This window comes from Streptococcus sp. 1055 (assembly GCF_013276815.1).
In the GTDB taxonomy this organism is placed as follows: Bacteria; Bacillota; Bacilli; order Lactobacillales; family Streptococcaceae; genus Streptococcus; species Streptococcus pseudopneumoniae.
This window is the reverse complement of the sequence record NZ_VMLT01000054.1, coordinates 1-20,635: the sequence shown is the minus strand read 5'-3', so window position 1 is coordinate 20,635 and position 20,635 is coordinate 1. Positions and strand designations below refer to the sequence as shown.

The following is a 20,635-nucleotide window of genomic DNA, read 5'->3' as shown; positions in this document are numbered from 1 at the left end:
TGCGGCTAGCTTCCTAGTTTGCTCTTTGATTTTCATTTAGTATAAAGTGTTGTAAATACTGTATTGTAGCTAGTTCTTAACCTTTAGAGAACTGGCTAGCTTTACGAGCTTTCTTAAGATCTGGTTTGGAAAGTATAGATTTCAATTAGACTAAAAACAGCGAAATATCAAGGATTTTAAAAAAGATATCTACTAATTAATTTATAAAATATGAATTAATAGATTCTAAATAGGGGAATAGTTTAGGTCTGTAAAAGATTAAATAATTTCTATTTTAGCTGTTAGAAACGTTGGTACATCAATGTTTTTAGAATGCTACATAATAAAAGGTAGAGTAAATAGTAGAGTAGTTATTGCGTTAGTTCAGCAATCTTATCGATATAAAGATTAACAGATTCTAACTTTCTTTGCGGTGCTAACTCGGCGTATGTGTCCATTGTTGTTGAAATTGATTTATCTTTTTTGATTTTTTAATGACCTTTTTGCCATTATGGATAATTTTTTCAGTTTCATCAGAAATCAAAAATTTTTTTCTTTGAATATTGAAATTTGCGAATGTCTTGGAAAGTCTAAGACAGCTAGATTGTATAGAAATTAAGTCATCATCCGACAAAGAATTCATTCTTTTATTTACAGTTTCCAAATCTCTAAATAAAATAGAGCCGAAGCAGTGGTAAAACATATTTTCAACAAGCTTGGCAATATCTCCAAAAATAATTTCTTTATAGTCTAAGTCGGTTTGAGTATTCAAATAAAGCAATATTGAAGTGGTAACTTGTTGCTTTTCCTTTTCAACTTGACTAACTTGACCTGCATTGCTTAGTTCGCTTTGTGTAATATTGTGTTTTTTTCTTAAATTTTTGATACGAGTAGGTAGTTCATGTGAATAATTTTCTTCAAAAAATTTCATATACAATCCCCCTATAATCATGGAAAAGTAGTAAAAATAGTTGTTATCCTAGTTGATTAAAAAAATCTCTGATTTCCTCATCTTTTATAAAATAATATATAATTTTCCCATCTCTTCTAGTGTCCAAGATGTTTTGATTGGCTAGTTTACGAAGATGGTGGGAGGCAGATGCCATACTGAGATTTAGTAAACAGGCTATATCACAGACACAGAGTTCTTCAACAGCAAGGAGATAAAAGATGATATTTATCTGTTTATTATCGGTAAACTTTGATAAAATACGAAGTGATTTTTGGACTTTTTCCTTTTCAAGGTAGTTCGTCGCGGTTGTAACATTTTGTTGATTTATAATATTCACTTGGCAAATACTATCTTTTTTCATAATTTTTTCTCCTAGCCGAACACAGTCCTTAGCATGTCAAAGCTGTTGTTTTCAATCAGAATATACATCCCCAATCCTAAATAGACAACGGCAATAAACCATCTGCTATATTTTTCCAAAGTTTCTCCAACAGAAGGGACTTGTGCCAATTTTTGGGCAGAAAAAACCAAGAGATAAATCATGACTAGAAAAGTAAGTAAAGTCACTATCAAATTCGCTAAATTTAAGGTGGTAAAATATGGGACAAAGACACCAATATTGTCAGCGCCACAACTTGCAAAAGTAATCATAGCGACTAGAAAAATCAGGTTTTTATTGTCTTTTCGCAAACCATCTTTTGCAATAGCTTCTCCATCAGAATCTCCTAAAAGCAAAACTTTGAGGCCTAGGAAAATTGGAATCAAACCGAGTAAACCTAAAATCTCTTTACTAGGAATATAATTTAAGACAAATGCAAAAAGCAAACTTAGCAATATTAGACTAACAGAGCCTAGAAATTGTCCTAAATAGATGTTAATGATGTCTTTTCTGCTTTTTCTTTTGGCAAAAAATAACATTAGGATAATAAGTAAGTCTACGGCTGTCCCAGAATACAGGATTATTGAAGTAACAACATTTTGAATCATAAAACACCTCATTCAAATATATTTTTGAATGTATTCTAACATTAAACTTTGTAGATGTCAACTTAAAATCCACCAAAATATAGATAAGAAGTTAGTGTACCAAATATTAAAAAGCCCTGCCATCGAAATGATAGCAGGGCTTAACTTCAATATCCAGATGATATATTTATCTAAAAAAGGTAGAGTTTTTATTGATTTGTAGTGCTATATAATGAGTTTCCAAAAATCAAAAATCGCTTAAAATCAGTATTTTGACATCTATTGACGTGTACTGAAATCCTTACTTAACCTCTGTAAAAATTAACTTCTACACCTACAAAGCTTATTCTGACAGACTTTATACAGTCTAAGAAAAAAAGTAGAGATTCATACAGTATCTAGATTTTTCAAAAATTCTTTATCATCAAATATTATTAACGAAACTATCCAAACCAAATCCGATGCATTACTTCAAAGAATTCTTTAGTTGTTTGTCTATCAAGGGCTTTTATTAAAAAATTTTTTCAAATAATTGCCACCTTGGCACATAAATTCTTGCTTTCTAAATTTAAATGTGATATATTTATAACATAAAATTTAAGTGTTATATATTTATAACACAAAAAAGGAGTCTATCATGAAAAAAAGTCAAAAAATGCGTGGCCTCATTGCAATGATTGCCGTAGCTCTCTTTATTGATTTTATTGTTGTATTTGGTTCTAATCTTAGTTGGGAACCCAAGTTAGTTATTACTGGTATTTCAGTGTCAGGTCAAATTGTAGCTATATCGAGCTGGCTACATAAGAGTCAGAAAGGTAAGAGAAAAATTATTTTTGACTTGTCTGCTAAGCTTTACACGATACTTGTGTTTGCAGCAAGCATTTTTTATACAGTAGGAATTTGGGTTGCGACCCCAAGCGAAAGTTCTGGTATTAAAGAATGGATTTTGGGAATCGGCCTCGTTATTGAAGTGATTCTATTTGGTTTTTTCTCTTTAAAAAATGTCAAGGAAACTCCGGACGAACGCTTTTATGCTAATTTAGTAAAGGCAGCTAGCTTGATGTTGGTTTTTATACTAGGGGCACTGATGATCCTAGCAGTTATCATTGGGTATATGGGGCCTCTCACTCTTTACATGGGCCAGATCTTTATTAGCATAGCTACCTTCATTTGCATCTTTGCGGTTGTCTATCTTATCTTGGAACGGAGAGGATAAGCATGGCCAAAGAAAGTAAGATTATTACTAATCTCAAATCTGTTCGTGAATCCACAGGCATGACCCAGCAGGAGTTAGCCGACCGCATCGGCATGCGACGCGAGACAATTCTGCACTTGGAAAATAACCGTTACAATCCTTCGCTGGAAATGGCTCTTAAAATTGCTCAAGTTTTTAATCTGAAAGTAGAAGACCTCTTTGAACTCAGACAGAAAGAGGAAGCATAATTCTTTTTGAGACCTAGTATTCAGTTCATTGACTAATTAGGAATTGAAGCCAAAAGAAAAAATCCTTTGAAAATGTGCTCTTTTAAAATATAGTAATTCTTTCGAATTAACGTTTACTAATTGTGATGCTTTACGAGCTTTCTTAAGATCTGGTTCCCTAAATACTTTGAGTACTCTTATGGCATTGATGCTCCTAAGCATCTCAAAACTCTGGTAGAAAAAGGTTATGCTGTCCATTGAAACTGCTTTTTACTCACTTGACCATCTAATACGCTACCATAAAAAAGAATATCCTAAAGAAGAAGGGAGTTACTGGACTTTCTAAAAATGAAGGCTACAAATTTGGACCAAGCCCTTCATGAGCATTTTTCAGAAGAAGAATTAGCTTGTCACTTTTCGATTCGCGGTTATAGACTAACTCCAAAAGGAGAACAAACACTCAAAGACCATCAAGCAATCATTGACCGCCATCCTAAAAAGAATCTTTAATCAACCAAGACAGGTTGATTTTTTTTGAAAACAGTTTCTTGAAAAATTTTAATTATTTCACTTACGAGGAAAATTTTTTTATGATAGACTGATGTATAATCAAAAAGAATTGGAGACTATAATGCCTAGAAATTTTAAAGAAGCTCTTTTATTTACAACACTTATGTGTTCCATGATGGTACTCGGTATGTCCATGTGGAATCTTTTTATTGTTGGTCAACTTTCACTACATTATTTATCCCTTGCTTACATCCCTGGCTTTGTCACAGCCTTTTTATTGGATGTCATCCCTGTGGGAGCAATCGTTAAGTCAATTGCCTTTCGTATCCTCAAGGACCATCATAAACGATGGCAGAAAATCATTACCATTTCTGGAGGAATGGCAGTTCTCATGATCACTTTCATGTCCTTCTATGGACTTTTTTACAATGGCATTGCTATCACACCCAATACCTATCTAAGCGCCTGGCTCGTAAACTTTATTGCAGCTCTTCCTCTAAACTTCCTAATTGTCGGACCAATTGCCCGTTTTATACTAAGTTCTTTTCAGAAACCATTTACTGAGGAAGAAGTTGAAGATTTTCAAGATGATGATGAAATCCCAACTATTATCTAAGCCAGTTCTGTAAACTACTAACATTTGAAATCCCCTTCCTTTTAGGGTACAATGGTAGAAATGAATTTTTGAAAGGATCAGAATGAAAAAACTAGCAACCCTTCTTTTACTGTCCACTGTAGCCCTAGCTGGATGTAGCAACATCCAACGTAGTTTACGTGGTGATGACTATGTAGATTCTAGCTTGGCCGCTGAGGAAAGCTCCAAAGTAGCAGCCCAATCTGCCAAGGAGTTAAACGATGCTTTAACAAACGAAAACGCCAATTTCCCACAACTATCTAAAGAAGTTGCTGAAGATGAAGCCGAGGTGATTCTCCACACAAACCAAGGTGATATTCGCATTAAACTCTTCCCTAAACTCGCTCCTCTAGCGGTTGAAAACTTCCTCACTCATGCCAAAGAAGGCTACTATAACGGTATTACCTTCCACCGTGTCATCGATGGCTTCATGGTTCAAACTGGAGATCCAAAGGGAGACGGTACAGGTGGTCAGTCCATCTGGCATGACAAGGATAAGACTAAAGACAAGGGAACTGGTTTCAAAAACGAGATTACTCCTTATCTCTATAACATCCGTGGTGCTCTTTCTATGGCTAATACTGGTCAACCAAACACCAATAGCAGCCAGTTCTTCATCAACCAAAACTCTACAGATACCTCTGCTAAACTCCCTACAAGCAAGTATCCAAAGAAAATCATCGAAGCCTATAAAGAAGGGGGAAACCCTAGTCTAGATGGCAAACACCCAGTCTTTGGTCAAGTGATTGACGGTATGGATGTTGTAGATAAGATTGCTAAAGCCGAAAAAGATGAAAAAGACAAGCCAACAACTGCTATCACAATCGATAGCATCGAAGTGGTGAAAGATTACAATTTTAAATCTTAAAAACCAAAAAAATACAGTATCCACATTCGGTACTGTATTTCTTTTATCCTCATTCTTAAGTTAGCTTGTTAAAATCCCAGATTTGATCCATCCAGCCTTCATAGAAGTCTGGTTCGTGGCAGACCATAAGGATAGATCCCTTGTATTCTTTGAGAGCACGTTTGAGTTCATCCTTGGCATCCACATCCAAGTGGTTGGTCGGCTCGTCCAGCACTAAAACGTTGTTTTCACGATTCATCAAGAGACAGAAACGAACCTTGGCTTGTTCCCCACCTGACAAGACCTGAATTTGGCTTTCAATATGCTTGGTTGTCAAACCACAACGAGCAAGGGCTGCACGAACTTCTGCTTGGTTGAGAGCTGGAAAGGCATTCCAGACAGCCTCTAGTGGTGTTTGGCGATTACCGCCTTCTACTTCCTGTTCAAAGTAACCAAGTTCTAGGTAGTCTCCACGTTCAACCTCTCCAGCGATTGGTAGAATAATACCCAATAGGGACTTCAAGAGAGTTGTTTTCCCGATACCATTTGCCCCGATAATCGCAACCTTTTGATTACGTTCAAAGGTAAGGTTTAAGGGCTTTGTAAGTGGACGGTCATAACCAATTTGCAAATCCTTGGCTTGGAAGATAAAGCGCCCTGGCGTACGAGCTGGTTTGAAATCAAAGGATGGTTTTGGTTTCTCACTTTGCAGTTCGATAATATCCATCTTATCCAATTTCTTCTGACGGGACATGGCCATGTTTCGTGTTGCAACACGCGCTTTGTTTCGAGCCACGAAATCCTTGAGGTCCGCAATCTCTTTTTGCTGACGTTCGTAGGCAGCCTCTAGCTGAGATTTCTTCATAGCATAGACTTCTTGGAACTGGTAGTAGTCACCAGAGTAACGTGTCAGCTGTTGATTCTCCACATGGTAGACAATATTGATAACGTCATTGAGGAATGGAATATCGTGTGAAATAAGAACAAAGGCATTCTCATAGTTTTGAAGATAGCGCTTGAGCCAATCAATATGCTCAGCATCCAAGTAGTTGGTCGGCTCGTCCAACAGCAAGATATCTGGCTTTTCAAGGAGGAGTTTAGCCAAAAGCACCTTGGTTCTTTGCCCACCTGACAAAGAGGTTACATCCGTATCCATGCCAAAGTCCATGACACCAAGGGCACGCGCTACTTCGTCAATCTTAGCATCCAAGGTATAGAAATCACGACTCTCCAGACGGTCTTGAAGTTCGCCAACTTCTTCCATGAGAGCATCAACATCAGCTCCATCTTCAGCCATTTCCATATAAAGGTCATTGATACGAGCTTCTGCTTTAAAAAGCTCATCAAAGGCTGTACGGAGCACATCACGCACCGACTGCCCCTCAGCAAGGACAGAGTGCTGGTCTAAGTAACCTGCCGTCACATATTTGGACCACTCAACCTTTCCTTCATCTGGCAGCAATTTACCAGTCACGATACTCATAAAGGTTGATTTCCCTTCACCATTAGCACCAACCAGGCCGATATGTTCCCCCTTGAGGAGACGGAAGGACACATCTTCAAAAATTGCACGGTCACCAAAACCGTGACTCAGATTTTTAACTTCTAAAATACTCATTTTAATTCCTTATCTTGTTTTTATATAATCGTTTATAGAGGAGCCAAGCCAGATAACCACCCAAGGTATTGGTCCACAAATCATCAATCTCAAAGACGCGATTAAAATCAAAGAAAAAATCTAAGACTAACTGCGTACACTCAATTCCTAGGCTCAGAAGAAAACTGAAAAAGATCACTTTTCTTGTCTTACGCAAGTTTGGAAGGAGATAAAGGAGTTGGAAAATCAGAGGAAAAAGCAAGAAGACATTGAGGATATTTTGTAAAAAAATCCAGCATAATTGTCCCATATCACTCACCTCACCCAGATTCCAGAGGGAGTTTAAAGGAGTCAAAAGAAAAACCAGGCTTCCAAGATGCTGAATACCTGGAGTTTCTACCCCCACGGGAGATTGTTCTTGAGGAGTAAAGCAAAAATAGACAATGCAAATGCTATAGAAAATGACTCCCCAGACCAAAATATGATTATAAGTCTTCTTCATCATTAAGGATTTACCGCTGCGACTGCCTTCTGGCGGTCACGTTTCATTGTGTTAGAGCGCAATTGTCCACAAGCTGCGTCACTATCTGTACCATGCTCTTGACGAACCACACAGTTGACCCCTTTTCTCTTAAGCGTATCATAGAAAGCCAACACGCGCTCTTTGGGACTACGGCTATATTGGTCATGCTCACTAACTGGGTTATAAGAAATCAAGTTTACATAAGACAATTTCTTGATGTTCTTGAGCAATTCAGCCAATTCCAAGGCTTGTTCTACACCGTCGTTGACTTCATTAAGCATGGTATACTCAAAGGTCACACGACGATTAGTTGTCTCAATGTAGTACTCAATAGCTGCAAAGAGCTTTTCAATCGGAAAGGCACGGTTAATCTTCATGGTACTTGAGCGCAGTTCATTGTTGGGTGAGTGAAGAGACACGGCAAGATTGACCTGAACCCCTTCATCAGCAAAGTCACGAATTTTATGAGCCAAACCTGAGGTTGAAACCGTGATGTGACGAGCACCGATAGCCATTCCTTTATCATCATTGATAGTACAAACGAAATTCAAAACATTGTTGTAATTATCAAAGGGCTCACTGATTCCCATGACAACGATATGGCTGACGTATTCATCCTGACCACGCTCATCAAAGTATTTCTGAACCAGCATAATTTGCGCTACGATTTCACCGTTATGGAGGTCACGTTGCTTCTTAATCAAACCAGAGGCACAGAAGGTACAACCGATATTACAGCCGACCTGAGTGGTCACACAGACAGATAAACCGTAGTGTTGACGTATGAGTACTGTCTCAATCAGCATTCCATCTGGCAATTCAAAAAGATATTTAACTGTCCCATCAGCAGACTCTTGCACAATACCTTGTTTCAAGGGATTGACCACAAACTGGTCATTGAGCTTAGCAATCAAATCCTTGGAAAGGTTGGTCATTTCTTCAATAGAGCCATTCCCAGATTTGATCTGCACGGAATTTCTTTTCTCCCTGCTCCAATACCCATTCCTGCATGGTTTGACGTGTTAAACTATAAATTGAGGGTTTCATTTCTTCTCCTTATTCTCTACTCACTTCTGACGAATGACAAAATGACGTTGTCCCTTGTCCTCTTTCTGAGAATGCTGGTCTTTCTGACGACGTCTATTTTTCTTATCTGCATTCGGTTTTCGTTTTGTTTGAGTCGGTTTCTTTCCTTTTCTAAAAGGCTGTTCTTCTTCCTTCTTACGCATTTTCTTGTCAAATGATGCTCGCTTAGGGGCTTCATTTTCTAAGACAAAATAGGCACAACCATAACTACAATACTCTAATAGGTAGTCTTGTAAACGACTGATTTTTTCAAGTTTTTCTTCTGTTCGGTCATCCTTGTAAAAACCTCGTAGGCGAAGCTGTTCGTTGCTCCAGTCTCCCACGATATAATCAAACTTGGTTAAGACTTCTGAAAAACGCTGATTAAAAGCCGTCACATCAAAGGCATCCTTGATATTTTCCACCAAGGAAAAAGCGATCCCTTCCGTTTCAACCTTGTCCCCGTGTAAATGAAACTCAGGACCAGGAAACTTGTTATAGTTGTATAATTCAGGTGCAATTTCTTTTCGCATAGATATCCTTTTTTCACGATTACTTAATACTTTATTCTACCATAATTTCTAGCAGTTAGCACGTTTCTCATAAAAATGAAAAAAGTCTGACGATTTTGTCAGACAAAAATAATATAACCTTAAAAAGAGAAGAACAATTCTTCCCTCCAACTATCATTATTTAGCAGCTGCGTACAATTCATCTACTTTGTTCCAGTTAATCACTGAGAAGAAAGCTTTGATGTAGTCAGGACGCACGTTGCGGTATTTCACGTAGTAAGCATGTTCCCAAACGTCCAAGCCCAAGATTGGTTTTTTACCTTCTGAGATTGGTGTGTCTTGGTTTGCTGTTGAAGTCACTTCAAGCTTCCCTTCTTTGTTGACAACCAACCATGCCCAGCCAGAACCGAAACGAGTTGTTGCTGCTGCAGTGAAGGCTGCTTGGAATTCTTCAAATGAACCAAATGTTGCATCGATTGCTGCTGCAAGTTCTGCTGATGGAGCTGTTTTTTCAGGAGTCATCAATTCCCAGAAAAGAGCGTGGTTCAAGTGTCCACCACCATTGTTGATAAGCGCTTGACGGATATCAGCTGGGATAGATTCTACATCAGCAAGCAAGGCTTCAAGATCTTCACCGATTTCAGGGTGTTTTTCAAGAGCTGCATTGGCATTATTGACATAAGTTTGATGGTGTTTGTCATGGTGCAAGTGCATTGTTTCCGCATCGATGTATGGTTCCAAAGCGTCGTATGCATATGGAAGTTCTGGTAAGATAATAGCCATCTGTAATACCTCTTTTTCTTTCTATATGAAAATGATAACGCAAACATTCACTTTTTTCAAGTTTTTTGCTTATAGATAAGGAAATCAGTGACATACTTTCTAATGATACTCTTCGAAAATCTCTTCAAACCGCGTCAACCTCGCCTTGCCGTAGATATAGTTACTGACTTCGTCAGTTTCATCCGCAACCTCAAAACATGTTTTGAGCTGACTTCGTCAGTCTTATCTACAACCTCAAAACAGTGCTTTGAGCAACCTGCGGCTAGTTTCCTAGTTTGCTCTTTGATTTTCATTGAGTATAAAATAAGCAAATCAGCAAGAAACCCACGACAAGATAATACTGACGTGGGTTATAGTTTCAAAAAAATGTCAATTGACCTGGCTAGCAATCTGTAAGAGTGCCTTTTCAAAAAGGAAACCTTTTTCATAAAGACCTGTCTTAATCTGATAGTCTGTCTCAATCAAATAAGAAATAGCTTGCTTCAAAAAGCTCAAGGAAAGTCCTCTTGAATCCCTCAGCGCAAACTTGATTTGATAGGGATTTGGGTTACGTCCCAGATAACTACCTAAACTACTTGCAATCTGCGCTTCTGTTTGCCCAGACTCCGATAAAATTTTCACCTGAGTAAAAGTCCGAAATTGTCCCAGCATGACTGCAATCAGTTTGATTTCATCTTCCCCTTGCAAGGTCAAGTCTCTCACCAAATCGCGCGCCTGATCCATCTTTTTAGTCAGAATAAACTGAGTTAAATCAAAAATATTGTCCTGCAAGGTCTTGGGAATTGCGTTAACAATATCCTCTTCCTCGATAACAGAGTCTTCCTTATAGGACTGTAAAAAGAGCAGATTTTTCTGGATTTCACTAAATTGAAAACCCGACTTGACGAGAAGATTTTCAAAAGAATGATTAGCAAACTGCAGACCTTGTCTCTGGCTCCACTTTTGGAAATACTGGCGCAATTCTTGTTCTTTGGCTTCTACTGCATCAAAAACCTTGGCATCACGCTTAAGTAATTTAACCAACCGCCTTTTGCTATCCAGCTTTCCTTCAGCAAAAATCAACAACTTGGTTGTTGGCGAAGGGTTATCAAGGTATTCTTCAAACGACTTGAGCTCATCATCTGTTAAAAAGCGCTTTTTAGCAGTCGTGACATCAACAAAATGGTCTAATATCACGATTTTTTCATCCGCAAAGAAAGGAAGACTGACCAACTCCAGTTCCACATCCTTGTAAACTACTTCTTTCATATCAAAGTAGGCAAAGTTGAGGTCAGCAGAATCATAGCCAATCTGTTTCAATACTTGACTCTTCATAACTTCAAACTGACCCTGATCTGTCCCTGTAAAAAGGCTCAGACTAGGTAAATTTGATAAAGTCAACTTCTGGCTTTCTTCAATGGCTAGCATCTTCTCTCCTTTCTTCTGATTTTTTAATGAATTTAATCGATATAGCGCAATTTCCCACGGAAATCTTCTAGGCTCTCGTATCCTTTTTCCGCCATGATTGCTTTCAGTTCATTGGTAATATGTTCGAAAGCAACGACGCCTTCTTTGTGAAGGGTGGTTCCCACCTGTACCATACTTGCTCCACAGAGGATATGTTCAAAGGCATCACGACCAGTCAGAACGCCACCTGTTCCGATGATTTGGATTTGAGGATTTAAGCGTTGATAAAAGGCATGAACATTAGCTAGAGCAGTTGGTTTAATATACTCCCCACCAATGCCCCCAAAACCATTTTTAGGACGAATAACGACGGACTCATCTTCTATATATAGGCCGTTTCCGATAGAGTTAACGCAGTTGACAAACTTGAGCGGATATTTGTTGAAAATAGCTGCCGCTTGGTCAAAGTGAACAATATCAAAATATGGTGGCAATTTAATTCCAAGAGGTTTAGTGAAGTAGGCAAACACCTCTGCCAAAATACGGTCTGTTGTCTCAAAATCATAGGCAATCTGAGGTTTTCCTGGAACATTTGGACAGGAGAGGTTTAGCTCAGTCAGACCACGAAAATCACTCTCTTGGACTTTTTTCAAGATAGTATGGGTTTCCTCTGGAGACATGCCGACTAGAGATAGGAAGAAAGTTCGGTTTGGCTCTTTTTCCTGCAAATCCAAAAGATAATCCAAATAATAGTCTAAGCCATTATTCGGCAAGCCCATAGAGTTGATAGAACCAAGTGGAACATCTTGGTAACGTGGCTCAGGATTTCCCTGACGGAAGTCCAAGGTCGCTGTCTTTGTGACAAAGGTTCCTGCAACTGAGTTTTTAACCCCTTCTAGCTCCTCTATCGTCATACAAGCCACACCTGCTGCATTCATCAAGCAATTGTCAAACTCAAAACCAGCAATTTGTGTTTTCGTTGATACCATGATTCTGATCCTCCGGATTCCTTTTATTGCTAATATTATACCACAGTTTTAATTCTAGGTTTACTAGATTCTATGGTTCTATCTATTTATTCGGAAAAGAAAGTCTAGTGCAGAAGTCATGCTATGGAAACAGCTAGTGTATTGGAAGTTTGAACAAGGCTTGGGTAACAGACTTTTGAATGAAGTCCAAGCAACAAGGAGAAATCTCAACCATGAGTCCATTCCATGACTCTGTTGCTCTAGAAAACCTTGCAATAGTCAAGTGATAACGAATAAAACTTTGGATTGAAATATCTCCATGATTATCTATTACGAGGAGAAATCTCAACCTTTGGCATTTTTAAAGAAATACATGTAAATCTCTACTTTCGCAAAATGGATTTTCAGAACAGTATCCCAGTATAGTTAAAAACTATAAAAAAGAGAGGAAGTCCCCCTCTTAAGATTTTATTTGACTGCTTCTTTTAAAGCGTCTACCTTGTCCAAACGTTCCCATGGAAGGTCAATATCTGTACGTCCCATGTGTCCATAAGCTGCTGTTTGACGGTAAATTGGACGCTTGAGGTCCAGCATTTGGATAATTCCTGCAGGGCGAAGGTCAAAGATTTGACGGGCTGCTTTTTCAAGCTTGCTTTCAGCTACTGTTCCTGTACCGAAAGTATCGATACGAACAGAAACAGGTTGGGCAACACCGATAGCGTAGGCCAATTGAACTTCTGCCTTCTTAGCAAGACCGGCTGCAACGAAGTTCTTGGCAATATAGCGAGCTGCATATGAGGCAGAACGGTCCACCTTAGTCGCATCTTTACCAGAGAAGGCACCACCACCATGACGAGAGTAGCCACCATAAGTATCTACAATAATCTTACGACCAGTCAAACCTGAGTCCCCTTGAGGACCACCGATTACAAAACGACCTGTCGGATTGATAAAGAATTTTGTCTTATCATCGAGATAAGAAGATGGAATAACTTCTTTGATGACCTTGTCAATCACATCTTGATGGATTTGTTCATTAGTAGCCTCTGGATCATGCTGAGTAGAAATAACGACTGTATCTACACGTACCGGACGGTCATTTTCATCGTACTCAACTGTAACTTGTGATTTTGCATCTGGACGGAGATAGCTAATTTCTCCAGATTTACGAAATTCTGCCAGACGACGAACCAACTTGTGGCTGAGAGAAATTGGCAATGGCATGAGCTCTTCTGTTTCATCCACTGCAAATCCAAACATGAGCCCTTGGTCTCCAGCACCAATCAAATCAAGTGGATCTTGGTCTGCGTTCCCACGAACCTCCAAGGCTTCGTTAACACCTTGAGCAATATCTGGTGACTGCTCAACAAGTGACGGATGAACTCCCACCGTCTCAGCAGAAAATCCATATTCTGTATTGGTATAGCCAATCTCTGCAATGGTATCTCGAACCACACGGTTAATATCCACATAGGCATTTGTAGAAATTTCACCAAAAACGTGGACGGAACCAGTATAGACAGCTGTCTCAGCAGCAACGTGCGCCTCTGGATCCTCTGCTAAAATAGCATCCAAAATCGCATCTGAAATTTGGTCTGCAATCTTATCTGGATGCCCCTCAGATACAGATTCAGACGTGAATAATTTACGTTCTGACATAAAAATGTCCCCCCTTAAAAATAGTGTTATAGAGTTACAAAGTACTGGTAGGAAAACTCTTAGTGATAAATGCCTACCATCTTATCGGGACTATATAACTTTATCATTATACCATTTTTTAGCGCAATTTGCAGTCTTTAATGTGATATTTCGGTTTAGATAGTTCGTTCTCATAAAGCAAAAAGTTGGAGTTCAGTACTCCAACAATTTCTATTAAAATGTTTGGCGTTTCGCTTTACGCTCTGCACGACCGCGAGCGCGATTTTCAGCACGCTTGGTTTTGCGGCGCTTTTCATCAACCGCCCATTGAATTTTCTTCTTATAACCCGGTTTGACTTTTTTCTTTTTCTTTTTGACCAGACCAATCATTTCAATATCAAGCTTATCTTGCTTCTTCTCACGATTAGCACGACGATCACGGTCATAGGTATCTTGGAATTCTCCATCTTTGACCATCTTAGGAGTAAACTTGATTCCCAATTTCTCCAACTCACGGATATCCGAGTCATCACTTGGCTGATAAAGGGTAATGGCTGTGCCTGGTAGGCCATTTCTTCCAGTACGACCAACTCGATGAACAAAGAAGGACAAATCTTGCGGAATGGCATCATTGATGACATGGCTGACACCTTCAATGTCAATCCCACGCGCTGCCAAGTCTGTTGCGACAATGTACTCAAAATCCAGATTTTTCACCTGATTCATGATACGCTTGCGCTCACGAGGGGCAATATCCCCATGAATTTTTGCCACCTTCAAGCCTTGAGCAGTCAGGTAAGAATGCAATTCATCAGCACGCGTTTTAGTGTTAACAAAAATCATTGCCAAATACGGTTGCATCAACTGAGTCAACTGGTAAATTTGAGCATTCTTATCACGTCCCTTAGTAGAAATCAACCAATTATCAATGGTATCAGAAATGATCGTTTTGGTCTTGATTTTCTCCATAACTGGATTTGATAAGTATTTTTTCAAGAATGGTTGCAGTTTTTGCGGAATAGTCGCTGAGAAGACCATGAATTGCAAGTCTTTTGAAAGACTGCCAGCAATCTTATCAACAGTTTCCAAGAATCCCATATCCAAGGTCATGTCTGCTTCATCAACAACAAAGGTCTTGGCCTTGTGAATAGCCAAATCACCGGATTTAACCAAGTCGTAAATACGGCCTGGTGTTCCAATAACAATATGAGGCTGATTGCTTGCCAATTTCTCAACCTGACGAGCCTTATCCGTACCACCCACATAATTAACCACACGAACTTCCACGTCTGAGTGGGCAGCAATCTGACGGGCTGCTTGGTAAATTTGAGTAGCCAACTCACGACTCGGTGCAGTAATCACTGCCTGTACACTATCGCTAGCTTCATCTAATTGCTGGAAAATCGGTAACAAGAAAGTGTGAGTCTTACCTGAACCTGTTTTTGATTCTCCAACCAAATCTCTACCTGCCAAAACAATAGGAATCAATTTGTCTTGCACCTCTGTTGGAGCTGTAAATTTTAACTCCTCCAAGGCCTCTCTAATATAGTTTTTAAATTGAAATTTCGTAAATGACATAATATCCTCTATTCTATCTATCTTATCAATTATACCATATTTTATTCCATTACAGTAGTCTCACTTATTTAGGCTATTTCCAGTAGCTTCTCTAATAATAAAAAGGCTAGAATTTCATGGTTCCAACCTCTTTTCATACTCAATGAAAATCAAAGATCAAACTAGGAAACTAGCCGCAGGCTGTACTTGAGTACGGCAAGGCGACGTTGACGTGGTTTGAATTTGATTTTCGAAGAGTATAAACTCATCTGATAACAACTATCTTACCCCAATCCTCAAACAAAAACTGGACTTCCTCCCCAAATGCGCCTATCTCCCTCCCAACTGCACTTTTTGGATAAAGAAAATAGGCAGAACAAACGTTCTACCTAGAAAATATAAGAATTCCAAGTTAATAAAACCGAAATGATTTCGTGTCATTATTAAGTAAAGAAAAGAAATTTTAGTATTTCTAAAAACTATTTATAATAGACACTATAGCATTAAATAAAAATGGTACAGAAAATACTACTGTCAATCTTAAATTTTTAAATCTCGCATAATTTGTTATCCCAATTAGTAATACTGTCAATATGCTGAAATAAGCAAACTTTATATCCGATGGATTAAATAAGTAACAAAGTAAAATGCTAAAACTTAAGGTTATATTTTTAGATAAAAGAATATCTCCAAAGTTCCTCTTATCCTTATCAAAAAATAATGTAATCAGAAAGAGAGAAAATCCATATTCAATAAGAGTTGCTATAAATGTGAAAACAACAGAAATCACTGTCAATATTGTTTCTATTTTAATTGTAAAAAGATTAGATAGTTCAGATAATTTATCAATTTGTTCATCTAAAATTCCCGACTTCATCAGTAAATCAATAAACAAATATAAAAGAAAAAGATAAATAATCAGATTCATTAATTTGTATAAACTATTATTTGTTTGAAATTTCATAAACCCGTCCTTCCTCTATTAAAATCCTTTGAGATTTGCTAATCAATTCTTGATTCAATAAATTATGAGATACATATATAATAGTAGAGCTTTCTTTCATGGAAATTAAACGTTTAGCAATCATATCAATACTTCTTGCATCCACTGTTGATAAGGTCTCATCAATAAAAATATAATCCCAATTTTTAGCAAAAATTAAGGATAAGCCTAATTTGAATTTTGTTCCAGTAGATGCTGTCATATAGTTATCTCCGATTTTATTATCAAAAAAAGTATTAATTTGTTCTTTATCCTCAAATGATAGATGGATTTGAAAAGAATCACACAACAACTGCAAATTTTCTTCTATAGTAAATGGAATAACCCCAAGCTGATTGGTATCAAGGTATAGTACATCTTTGGATACACAATTCTTTAAACCACTATCAAAAGTCTCTAGCCCAGCTAAAAGTTGTAGAAGGGTGCTCTTTCCTGAACCATTCTCTCCTTCAACTCTGTAAATTCCCTTATCAATCTCTAGTGATATATTTTTCAGTATACATTTATCATAACTTTTAGATTCATTTTCAATTTTCATAATTTAATTCCCTCTATCAACGCTGCTAAAATTAATAAAATATAAGAAATGATATACCATTTTAAATTACTTTTTATATAAATAAGTATATTTTCAATTCCCCTATCCTTCAATAATCGGTATAAAAGATACTGACTCATACCTTGATACCAAATAAAATTCGGTATTTCAATAAGACCATGAGGTAATATTCCTTTTATTGTAGCTACTATTCCAATCATCTGACCAGATATACCCAATTGTATTCCTAAAGATAGCAAATCAAAAAGTTGCAATAAGGGCGAAATCGGAAAACAGAATAGATATAGCAAAAAATTTGTAGAATTTGCCTGTAAAACTGTCAATGTAAATTGTAATTCCAGTTTCGGAGGTATAGTAGCAAAAGTCTCACTTTTTAATATAAAGCTTAAAAGTAAACCTAGTGAAAAACAGACCGTACAAAATAACACATAGTAAATCAGAAAACCACTTTTTCTCATCTAATGCCCCCTACTAAAGTTACAAATAATATCAGAAAACAATATAAAACCAGAAAACTCCATCTCAATAAACTAACTGTACCTTTAATTAAAAATAGAGCTTTCTTATAATAGACATAGGCTATAAAATAATTGAATGGAATCAATAACAAATTCAACAAAATACTTTTTATATCATTACTATAACTTGTCACCGGAATCAAACATAACAACAATGAAAATTGTAAGAAAGAGATTAAATGCGTCAACATCATTAGTTGTGCATTCTTAAAAAAGAAATTCATTTTAGAATGATTAAGAGCAGATAATTGAAGTAAAGCTAGATCTACCCCAATTGAGGATTTATGATTCCCTATTATTGCCTCCATTAATGTGATATATATTGAGGTATAAAGAAACAATATTGGTATTTTTGTACCATCAATTGATAACATCGTCATCATATACCAAAATAGATAGGAAAGAAGAATACTAATCAAAATAAAAGAAAAAGTTAACCCTTTATTTAACCAACAAAAACGAAGCAATATAAATAGACTGCTACGAAATCTTTTTTGGCTCATTCGACTGCTTTTAAAATAGAAATTACTCGCGTGATTATCTAATATCCCCATAACTAAAATAAAATAATTGAGTAGTATGACATAAATTACAACTTGTCCTTGTTCTATAGACAATAGTCCTATAGATAAAAATAAGAACAATTTACTTATAATTGAAAACAAACTAGGTAGAATTAAAGAAATAATTTGAATAACTATCAAACAAAGAGTAATGTATAAATAAAAATATCCAATAATATCTAGAAAATACAAAATAAATAAATAAATGAATGATTGTAAAATTTGGAAAGAATAATATTTCTTGACAATGGCAAGAAGATAGAGAAAAATATAGTTTTTCCTTATATAGAAAGTATTTATTTTTTTACTTTGGATAGGCAGTTTCATATTATAACGATTCAAAGTAGCGTAATCTACTACCAAAAAAAGTAAAAATAATTTCCCTTGAAAAGGAAGATAGCTTTTAAAATAGATTGACAAACTTATGATAACAAAAAACAAAAGGGTTATCCCAATAAAATTAAGATAACCTAAAATACTTTCACATTCTTTTTTAGAAAGTATTTTCATCTAGTTCTACCATAGAGCTGCTTTAGCAGCACCCTTCTTTTTCAATATATAAAGAACTGTTGCTGCAATACCCGAACCAATAGAACCTACTCCTGTGATTGCACCTACAATTGAAATTACTGCTGTAACTGTACTATAAGCACTAATCAAATTGACTACAGTAGCAGCAGCTTTTGTCGAAATTCCTAATGTCCCAGCCAACATAGGAAAAGAAACAACACCTAAGCTTAACCAACTAATGACTGCTAACATTGCTGAAACAATGAGAAATTTATTATGAAATTCCATTCTTTTAGATTTCATTTTAGTGTACTCCTTTTGTATATTATGTATGTTTTATTGAGAGTTAATTCGCACATGTTGTATTCCTAACTCTCTTCAAATGTTCGTCTATATTTTATACTACTTTTATTAACATATCTATAATAAATAAATTACTACTACATTTTCCTAGATTATCAAATTACTTTTATATCACTAAGACTCAATAAAAGATAATGTCTATTTAACTTTTATACGATTACTACCTCCTTTTTAGTTTACACTTCCTACATCATAAATAAACATACTCAACCCTCACAATCTCCAAATCACTCTTTTATATCATTGAAAATTGAGTTTCATCCTCTATACTAATGTAGGAAACCTATTAAAACATTCCTTTAATCCAATATAAGAATACTTTATTCCATTAATCTCTACCTGATATTATAGATAGAACCAAACTCTTATACTTAAAGGGACAAATAACGTTCCAACCATAATAAACCTCCTTTCTTTTTGAGAGCGTTTTCTTTATAGGTTTAGTATAACAAAAACATGAAAAAACAACATGACTTAGAAGTCAGGTTGTTGGGAAATCTATTTGTTTTTCTTCTAAGATTCTCTGAACTAATATCTGATCATCTAGCAATTCTGCTAGAGAAATTGCCTTTTCATAGAAACTTTCTGCCTCTAAAATATTCTTGTCTACAAATAAAGCATATTTTGCCTTTAGCAAAAATAGATGAGGTCGGTAAAAAACATGTCTTGTTTTAGCAATAATTTTCTCAAATGTTTGAATATATATCAGACTATCTTCTGTCTGAATTTGGATAAATAGGCTCAGAAGAACTTTTTCCATCTGAGCTAGGCTAGCCTTATCTTCATATTCTGAACATAGCAATACTTTTTGAGCTAACTCCTCAAAATGTTCTTTATCTTCTAATCCCATAGCACAACAAAAGAAATACAATTCAATAATCAACAAATCATTTACAGAAAAATATTTCTTTTTTAATAACTGCTGGAAATATTCTTCCACTAACCCTAAACCGTAGGTCACATCTGAACTACCATAAATATCAAAACGAGCTTGTGTCACATCCACAATTAACTGCTCTTCCTCAGGCAAATTCTCATAATAGTTTTCATATATTTCCTCAAGTATAGCTTCTTTTCGTTCGATTCTTCCCTTATCAGCGTAGGTTTGAGAATGAATCAGCTCATCTTTGAGTTTTAGGAATCCTTTTGGAATCTCTATAACCTTAACATCCACAATATTCTGTAATGATACTCCAAGTTTATCCGCAATCAATAATAATTTAGGAAGTGTTGCTAAAGCTTGCCCATTTTCAATACGTGCTAGCTGACGAATCGTCAACTCTGATTCATCACCACAAATATCTATCTGAGTTTTTCCACAAGATCGCCTAATAGTTTTGATTTTATAACCAATTTCACGTTTCAACTCATCCATAGTAATACTCCTTAAGTTGATTACAAAGATTTCTTTTTCTTCCTAATTCTTTTGTCAATCATGTACAAAACGATAATCGAAAACAGCGGTGGTACAATATAACTCTTTTCACTCATTGTCAGCTGAAATCCCAGAGTTGCTAGTATCTTAAAGATGAAAATATTCATCAAAAATAGAAAAACAAATACTAAAAAATATTTTAAAATCTTATTCATTTTTTCTTCAACTCTCCTAATTTCTATAACTATTTTATCAAAAATACATGTAATACTCAAGGAAAATCAAAAAGCAAACTAGGAAGCTAGCCGCAGGTTGCTCAAAGCACTGCTTTGAGGTTGCAGATAGAACTGACGAAGTCAGCTCAAAGCACTGCTTTGAGGTTGCAGATAGAACTGACGAAGTCAG

General features: G+C 36.4%; 23 protein-coding genes and 2 pseudogenes. 6 read left to right on the top strand and 19 right to left on the bottom strand.

Annotated features, from left to right (window positions below):
* Window positions 1-502: 502 nt before the first annotated feature.
* The 3 genes and pseudogenes from HT699_RS05585 to HT699_RS05575 all read right to left on the bottom strand — a co-directional run.
* Window positions 503-910: pseudogene (locus tag HT699_RS05585) on the bottom strand (helix-turn-helix transcriptional regulator); the annotation flags it as partial.
* A gap of 43 nt (window positions 911-953) precedes the next feature.
* Window positions 954-1,292 carry a Cd(II)/Zn(II)-sensing metalloregulatory transcriptional regulator CadX gene (cadX, locus tag HT699_RS05580; RefSeq protein WP_000711082.1) on the bottom strand — a complete coding sequence of 113 codons (339 nt, stop codon included), beginning with the start codon at window positions 1,290-1,292 and terminating at the stop codon, window positions 954-956.
* Window positions 1,293-1,303: 11 nt separating this feature from the next.
* Complete coding sequence (locus tag HT699_RS05575; protein ID WP_000615748.1) at window positions 1,304-1,918, bottom strand: CadD family cadmium resistance transporter; 615 nt, start codon at window positions 1,916-1,918, stop codon at window positions 1,304-1,306.
* Window positions 1,919-1,946: 28 nt separating this feature from the next.
* Here HT699_RS05575 and HT699_RS11740 point away from each other — a divergent pair, with 28 nt between their 5' ends.
* The 6 genes from HT699_RS11740 to HT699_RS05550 all read left to right on the top strand — a co-directional run bounded on the left by HT699_RS11740 (window position 1,947) and on the right by HT699_RS05550 (window position 5,331).
* Window positions 1,947-2,120, top strand: coding sequence for a FanG protein (locus tag HT699_RS11740; RefSeq protein ID WP_078374329.1), 174 nt, complete (start codon window positions 1,947-1,949; stop codon window positions 2,118-2,120).
* Window positions 2,121-2,534: 414 nt separating this feature from the next.
* Window positions 2,535-3,113: a DUF3796 domain-containing protein gene (locus HT699_RS05570; protein WP_119947113.1), complete on the top strand. Its 579-nt coding sequence runs from the start codon at window positions 2,535-2,537 to the stop codon at window positions 3,111-3,113.
* A 2-nt stretch (window positions 3,114-3,115) separates the two neighbouring features.
* On the top strand, window positions 3,116-3,340 hold the full coding sequence (locus HT699_RS05565; protein WP_001041099.1) for a helix-turn-helix transcriptional regulator: 225 nt from the start codon (window positions 3,116-3,118) through the stop codon (window positions 3,338-3,340).
* Window positions 3,341-3,667: 327 nt separating this feature from the next.
* Window positions 3,668-3,829 carry a hypothetical protein gene (locus tag HT699_RS05560; RefSeq protein WP_101514409.1) on the top strand — a complete coding sequence of 54 codons (162 nt, stop codon included), beginning with the start codon at window positions 3,668-3,670 and terminating at the stop codon, window positions 3,827-3,829.
* Window positions 3,830-4,232: 403 nt separating this feature from the next.
* On the top strand, window positions 4,233-4,445 hold the full coding sequence (locus HT699_RS05555) for a hypothetical protein (RefSeq protein WP_031222800.1): 213 nt from the start codon (window positions 4,233-4,235) through the stop codon (window positions 4,443-4,445).
* 82 nt (window positions 4,446-4,527) lie between these two features.
* Entirely contained in the window at window positions 4,528-5,331 is an 804-nt protein-coding gene (locus tag HT699_RS05550; RefSeq protein ID WP_000731905.1) for a peptidylprolyl isomerase, read from the top strand.
* Between the two features lie 55 nt (window positions 5,332-5,386).
* Here the strand turns inward: HT699_RS05550 and HT699_RS05545 are convergent, their stop codons facing one another.
* The 16 genes and pseudogenes from HT699_RS05545 to HT699_RS11735 form a co-directional block, all read right to left on the bottom strand.
* Window positions 5,387-6,928, bottom strand: coding sequence for an ABC-F family ATP-binding cassette domain-containing protein (locus HT699_RS05545; RefSeq protein ID WP_119947114.1), 1,542 nt, complete (start codon window positions 6,926-6,928; stop codon window positions 5,387-5,389).
* A gap of 1 nt (window position 6,929) precedes the next feature.
* Window positions 6,930-7,412 carry a VanZ family protein gene (locus HT699_RS05540; protein WP_119947115.1) on the bottom strand — a complete coding sequence of 161 codons (483 nt, stop codon included), beginning with the start codon at window positions 7,410-7,412 and terminating at the stop codon, window positions 6,930-6,932.
* A pseudogene (rlmN, locus tag HT699_RS05535) lies at window positions 7,412-8,477 on the bottom strand (23S rRNA (adenine(2503)-C(2))-methyltransferase RlmN). Before rlmN ends, HT699_RS05540 begins: the two are co-directional and overlap by 1 nt.
* 20 nt (window positions 8,478-8,497) lie before the next feature.
* Window positions 8,498-9,028 carry a YutD family protein gene (locus HT699_RS05530; protein WP_001224342.1) on the bottom strand — a complete coding sequence of 177 codons (531 nt, stop codon included), beginning with the start codon at window positions 9,026-9,028 and terminating at the stop codon, window positions 8,498-8,500.
* A 156-nt stretch (window positions 9,029-9,184) separates the two neighbouring features.
* Window positions 9,185-9,790, bottom strand: coding sequence for a superoxide dismutase SodA (sodA, locus tag HT699_RS05525; protein ID WP_000974746.1), 606 nt, complete (start codon window positions 9,788-9,790; stop codon window positions 9,185-9,187).
* 369 nt (window positions 9,791-10,159) lie between these two features.
* Complete coding sequence (holA, locus tag HT699_RS05520) at window positions 10,160-11,197, bottom strand: DNA polymerase III subunit delta (protein ID WP_119947116.1); 1,038 nt, start codon at window positions 11,195-11,197, stop codon at window positions 10,160-10,162.
* Between the two features lie 32 nt (window positions 11,198-11,229).
* A complete protein-coding gene (locus HT699_RS05515; protein WP_119947117.1) occupies window positions 11,230-12,165 on the bottom strand; it encodes a dihydroorotate oxidase in 936 nt (311 codons plus the stop codon).
* A 447-nt stretch (window positions 12,166-12,612) separates the two neighbouring features.
* Window positions 12,613-13,803: a methionine adenosyltransferase gene (metK, locus tag HT699_RS05510; protein ID WP_023935808.1), complete on the bottom strand. Its 1,191-nt coding sequence runs from the start codon at window positions 13,801-13,803 to the stop codon at window positions 12,613-12,615.
* A 213-nt stretch (window positions 13,804-14,016) separates the two neighbouring features.
* The gene (locus HT699_RS05505; RefSeq protein WP_023935807.1) at window positions 14,017-15,360 is read right to left on the bottom strand and encodes a DEAD/DEAH box helicase; all 1,344 of its coding nucleotides are present in this window, start codon (window positions 15,358-15,360) and stop codon (window positions 14,017-14,019) included.
* A gap of 451 nt (window positions 15,361-15,811) precedes the next feature.
* Complete coding sequence (locus HT699_RS05500) at window positions 15,812-16,303, bottom strand: hypothetical protein (protein ID WP_000671988.1); 492 nt, start codon at window positions 16,301-16,303, stop codon at window positions 15,812-15,814.
* Window positions 16,284-16,880, bottom strand: a complete 597-nt coding sequence (locus tag HT699_RS05495; RefSeq protein WP_000687786.1) for an ATP-binding cassette domain-containing protein — start codon at window positions 16,878-16,880, stop codon at window positions 16,284-16,286. Before HT699_RS05495 ends, HT699_RS05500 begins: the two co-directional genes overlap by 20 nt.
* Window positions 16,877-17,359, bottom strand: coding sequence for a stage II sporulation protein M (locus HT699_RS05490; RefSeq protein ID WP_001232096.1), 483 nt, complete (start codon window positions 17,357-17,359; stop codon window positions 16,877-16,879). Before HT699_RS05490 ends, HT699_RS05495 begins: the two co-directional genes overlap by 4 nt.
* Complete coding sequence (locus HT699_RS05485; protein WP_000698831.1) at window positions 17,356-18,492, bottom strand: hypothetical protein; 1,137 nt, start codon at window positions 18,490-18,492, stop codon at window positions 17,356-17,358. The genes HT699_RS05490 and HT699_RS05485 overlap by 4 nt, the downstream gene beginning before the upstream one ends.
* Before the next feature lie 6 nt (window positions 18,493-18,498).
* Window positions 18,499-18,795, bottom strand: a complete 297-nt coding sequence (locus tag HT699_RS05480) for an uberolysin/carnocyclin family circular bacteriocin (RefSeq protein ID WP_000837726.1) — start codon at window positions 18,793-18,795, stop codon at window positions 18,499-18,501.
* Between the two features lie 541 nt (window positions 18,796-19,336).
* On the bottom strand, window positions 19,337-20,230 hold the full coding sequence (locus HT699_RS05475) for an XRE family transcriptional regulator (protein ID WP_000343887.1): 894 nt from the start codon (window positions 20,228-20,230) through the stop codon (window positions 19,337-19,339).
* Between the two features lie 20 nt (window positions 20,231-20,250).
* Window positions 20,251-20,445 (bottom strand): hypothetical protein, encoded by a 195-nt coding sequence (locus HT699_RS11735; protein WP_023935469.1) that lies wholly within the window; start codon window positions 20,443-20,445, stop codon window positions 20,251-20,253.
* Window positions 20,446-20,635 lie beyond the last annotated feature (190 nt).

Excerpts from the sequence above, each read along its gene's own strand:
- cadX (WP_000711082.1), bottom strand. The coding sequence starts at position 1,292 with ATGAAAAAAGATAGTATTTGCCAAGTGAATATTATAAATCAACAAAAT.
- HT699_RS05575 (WP_000615748.1), bottom strand. The coding sequence starts at position 1,918 with ATGATTCAAAATGTTGTTACTTCAATAATCCTGTATTCTGGGACAGCC.
- HT699_RS11740 (WP_078374329.1), top strand. The coding sequence starts at position 1,947 with ATGTATTCTAACATTAAACTTTGTAGATGTCAACTTAAAATCCACCAA.
- HT699_RS05570 (WP_119947113.1), top strand. The coding sequence starts at position 2,535 with ATGAAAAAAAGTCAAAAAATGCGTGGCCTCATTGCAATGATTGCCGTA.
- HT699_RS05565 (WP_001041099.1), top strand. The coding sequence starts at position 3,116 with ATGGCCAAAGAAAGTAAGATTATTACTAATCTCAAATCTGTTCGTGAA.
- HT699_RS05560 (WP_101514409.1), top strand. The coding sequence starts at position 3,668 with ATGAAGGCTACAAATTTGGACCAAGCCCTTCATGAGCATTTTTCAGAA.
- HT699_RS05555 (WP_031222800.1), top strand. The coding sequence starts at position 4,233 with ATGTCCTTCTATGGACTTTTTTACAATGGCATTGCTATCACACCCAAT.
- HT699_RS05550 (WP_000731905.1), top strand. The coding sequence starts at position 4,528 with ATGAAAAAACTAGCAACCCTTCTTTTACTGTCCACTGTAGCCCTAGCT.
- HT699_RS05545 (WP_119947114.1), bottom strand. The coding sequence starts at position 6,928 with ATGAGTATTTTAGAAGTTAAAAATCTGAGTCACGGTTTTGGTGACCGT.
- HT699_RS05540 (WP_119947115.1), bottom strand. The coding sequence starts at position 7,412 with ATGATGAAGAAGACTTATAATCATATTTTGGTCTGGGGAGTCATTTTC.
- HT699_RS05530 (WP_001224342.1), bottom strand. The coding sequence starts at position 9,028 with ATGCGAAAAGAAATTGCACCTGAATTATACAACTATAACAAGTTTCCT.
- sodA (WP_000974746.1), bottom strand. The coding sequence starts at position 9,790 with ATGGCTATTATCTTACCAGAACTTCCATATGCATACGACGCTTTGGAA.
- holA (WP_119947116.1), bottom strand. The coding sequence starts at position 11,197 with ATGCTAGCCATTGAAGAAAGCCAGAAGTTGACTTTATCAAATTTACCT.
- HT699_RS05515 (WP_119947117.1), bottom strand. The coding sequence starts at position 12,165 with ATGGTATCAACGAAAACACAAATTGCTGGTTTTGAGTTTGACAATTGC.
- metK (WP_023935808.1), bottom strand. The coding sequence starts at position 13,803 with ATGTCAGAACGTAAATTATTCACGTCTGAATCTGTATCTGAGGGGCAT.
- HT699_RS05505 (WP_023935807.1), bottom strand. The coding sequence starts at position 15,360 with ATGTCATTTACGAAATTTCAATTTAAAAACTATATTAGAGAGGCCTTG.
- HT699_RS05500 (WP_000671988.1), bottom strand. The coding sequence starts at position 16,303 with ATGAAATTTCAAACAAATAATAGTTTATACAAATTAATGAATCTGATT.
- HT699_RS05495 (WP_000687786.1), bottom strand. The coding sequence starts at position 16,880 with ATGAAAATTGAAAATGAATCTAAAAGTTATGATAAATGTATACTGAAA.
- HT699_RS05490 (WP_001232096.1), bottom strand. The coding sequence starts at position 17,359 with ATGAGAAAAAGTGGTTTTCTGATTTACTATGTGTTATTTTGTACGGTC.
- HT699_RS05485 (WP_000698831.1), bottom strand. The coding sequence starts at position 18,492 with ATGAAAATACTTTCTAAAAAAGAATGTGAAAGTATTTTAGGTTATCTT.
- HT699_RS05480 (WP_000837726.1), bottom strand. The coding sequence starts at position 18,795 with ATGAAATCTAAAAGAATGGAATTTCATAATAAATTTCTCATTGTTTCA.
- HT699_RS05475 (WP_000343887.1), bottom strand. The coding sequence starts at position 20,230 with ATGGATGAGTTGAAACGTGAAATTGGTTATAAAATCAAAACTATTAGG.
- HT699_RS11735 (WP_023935469.1), bottom strand. The coding sequence starts at position 20,445 with ATGAATAAGATTTTAAAATATTTTTTAGTATTTGTTTTTCTATTTTTG.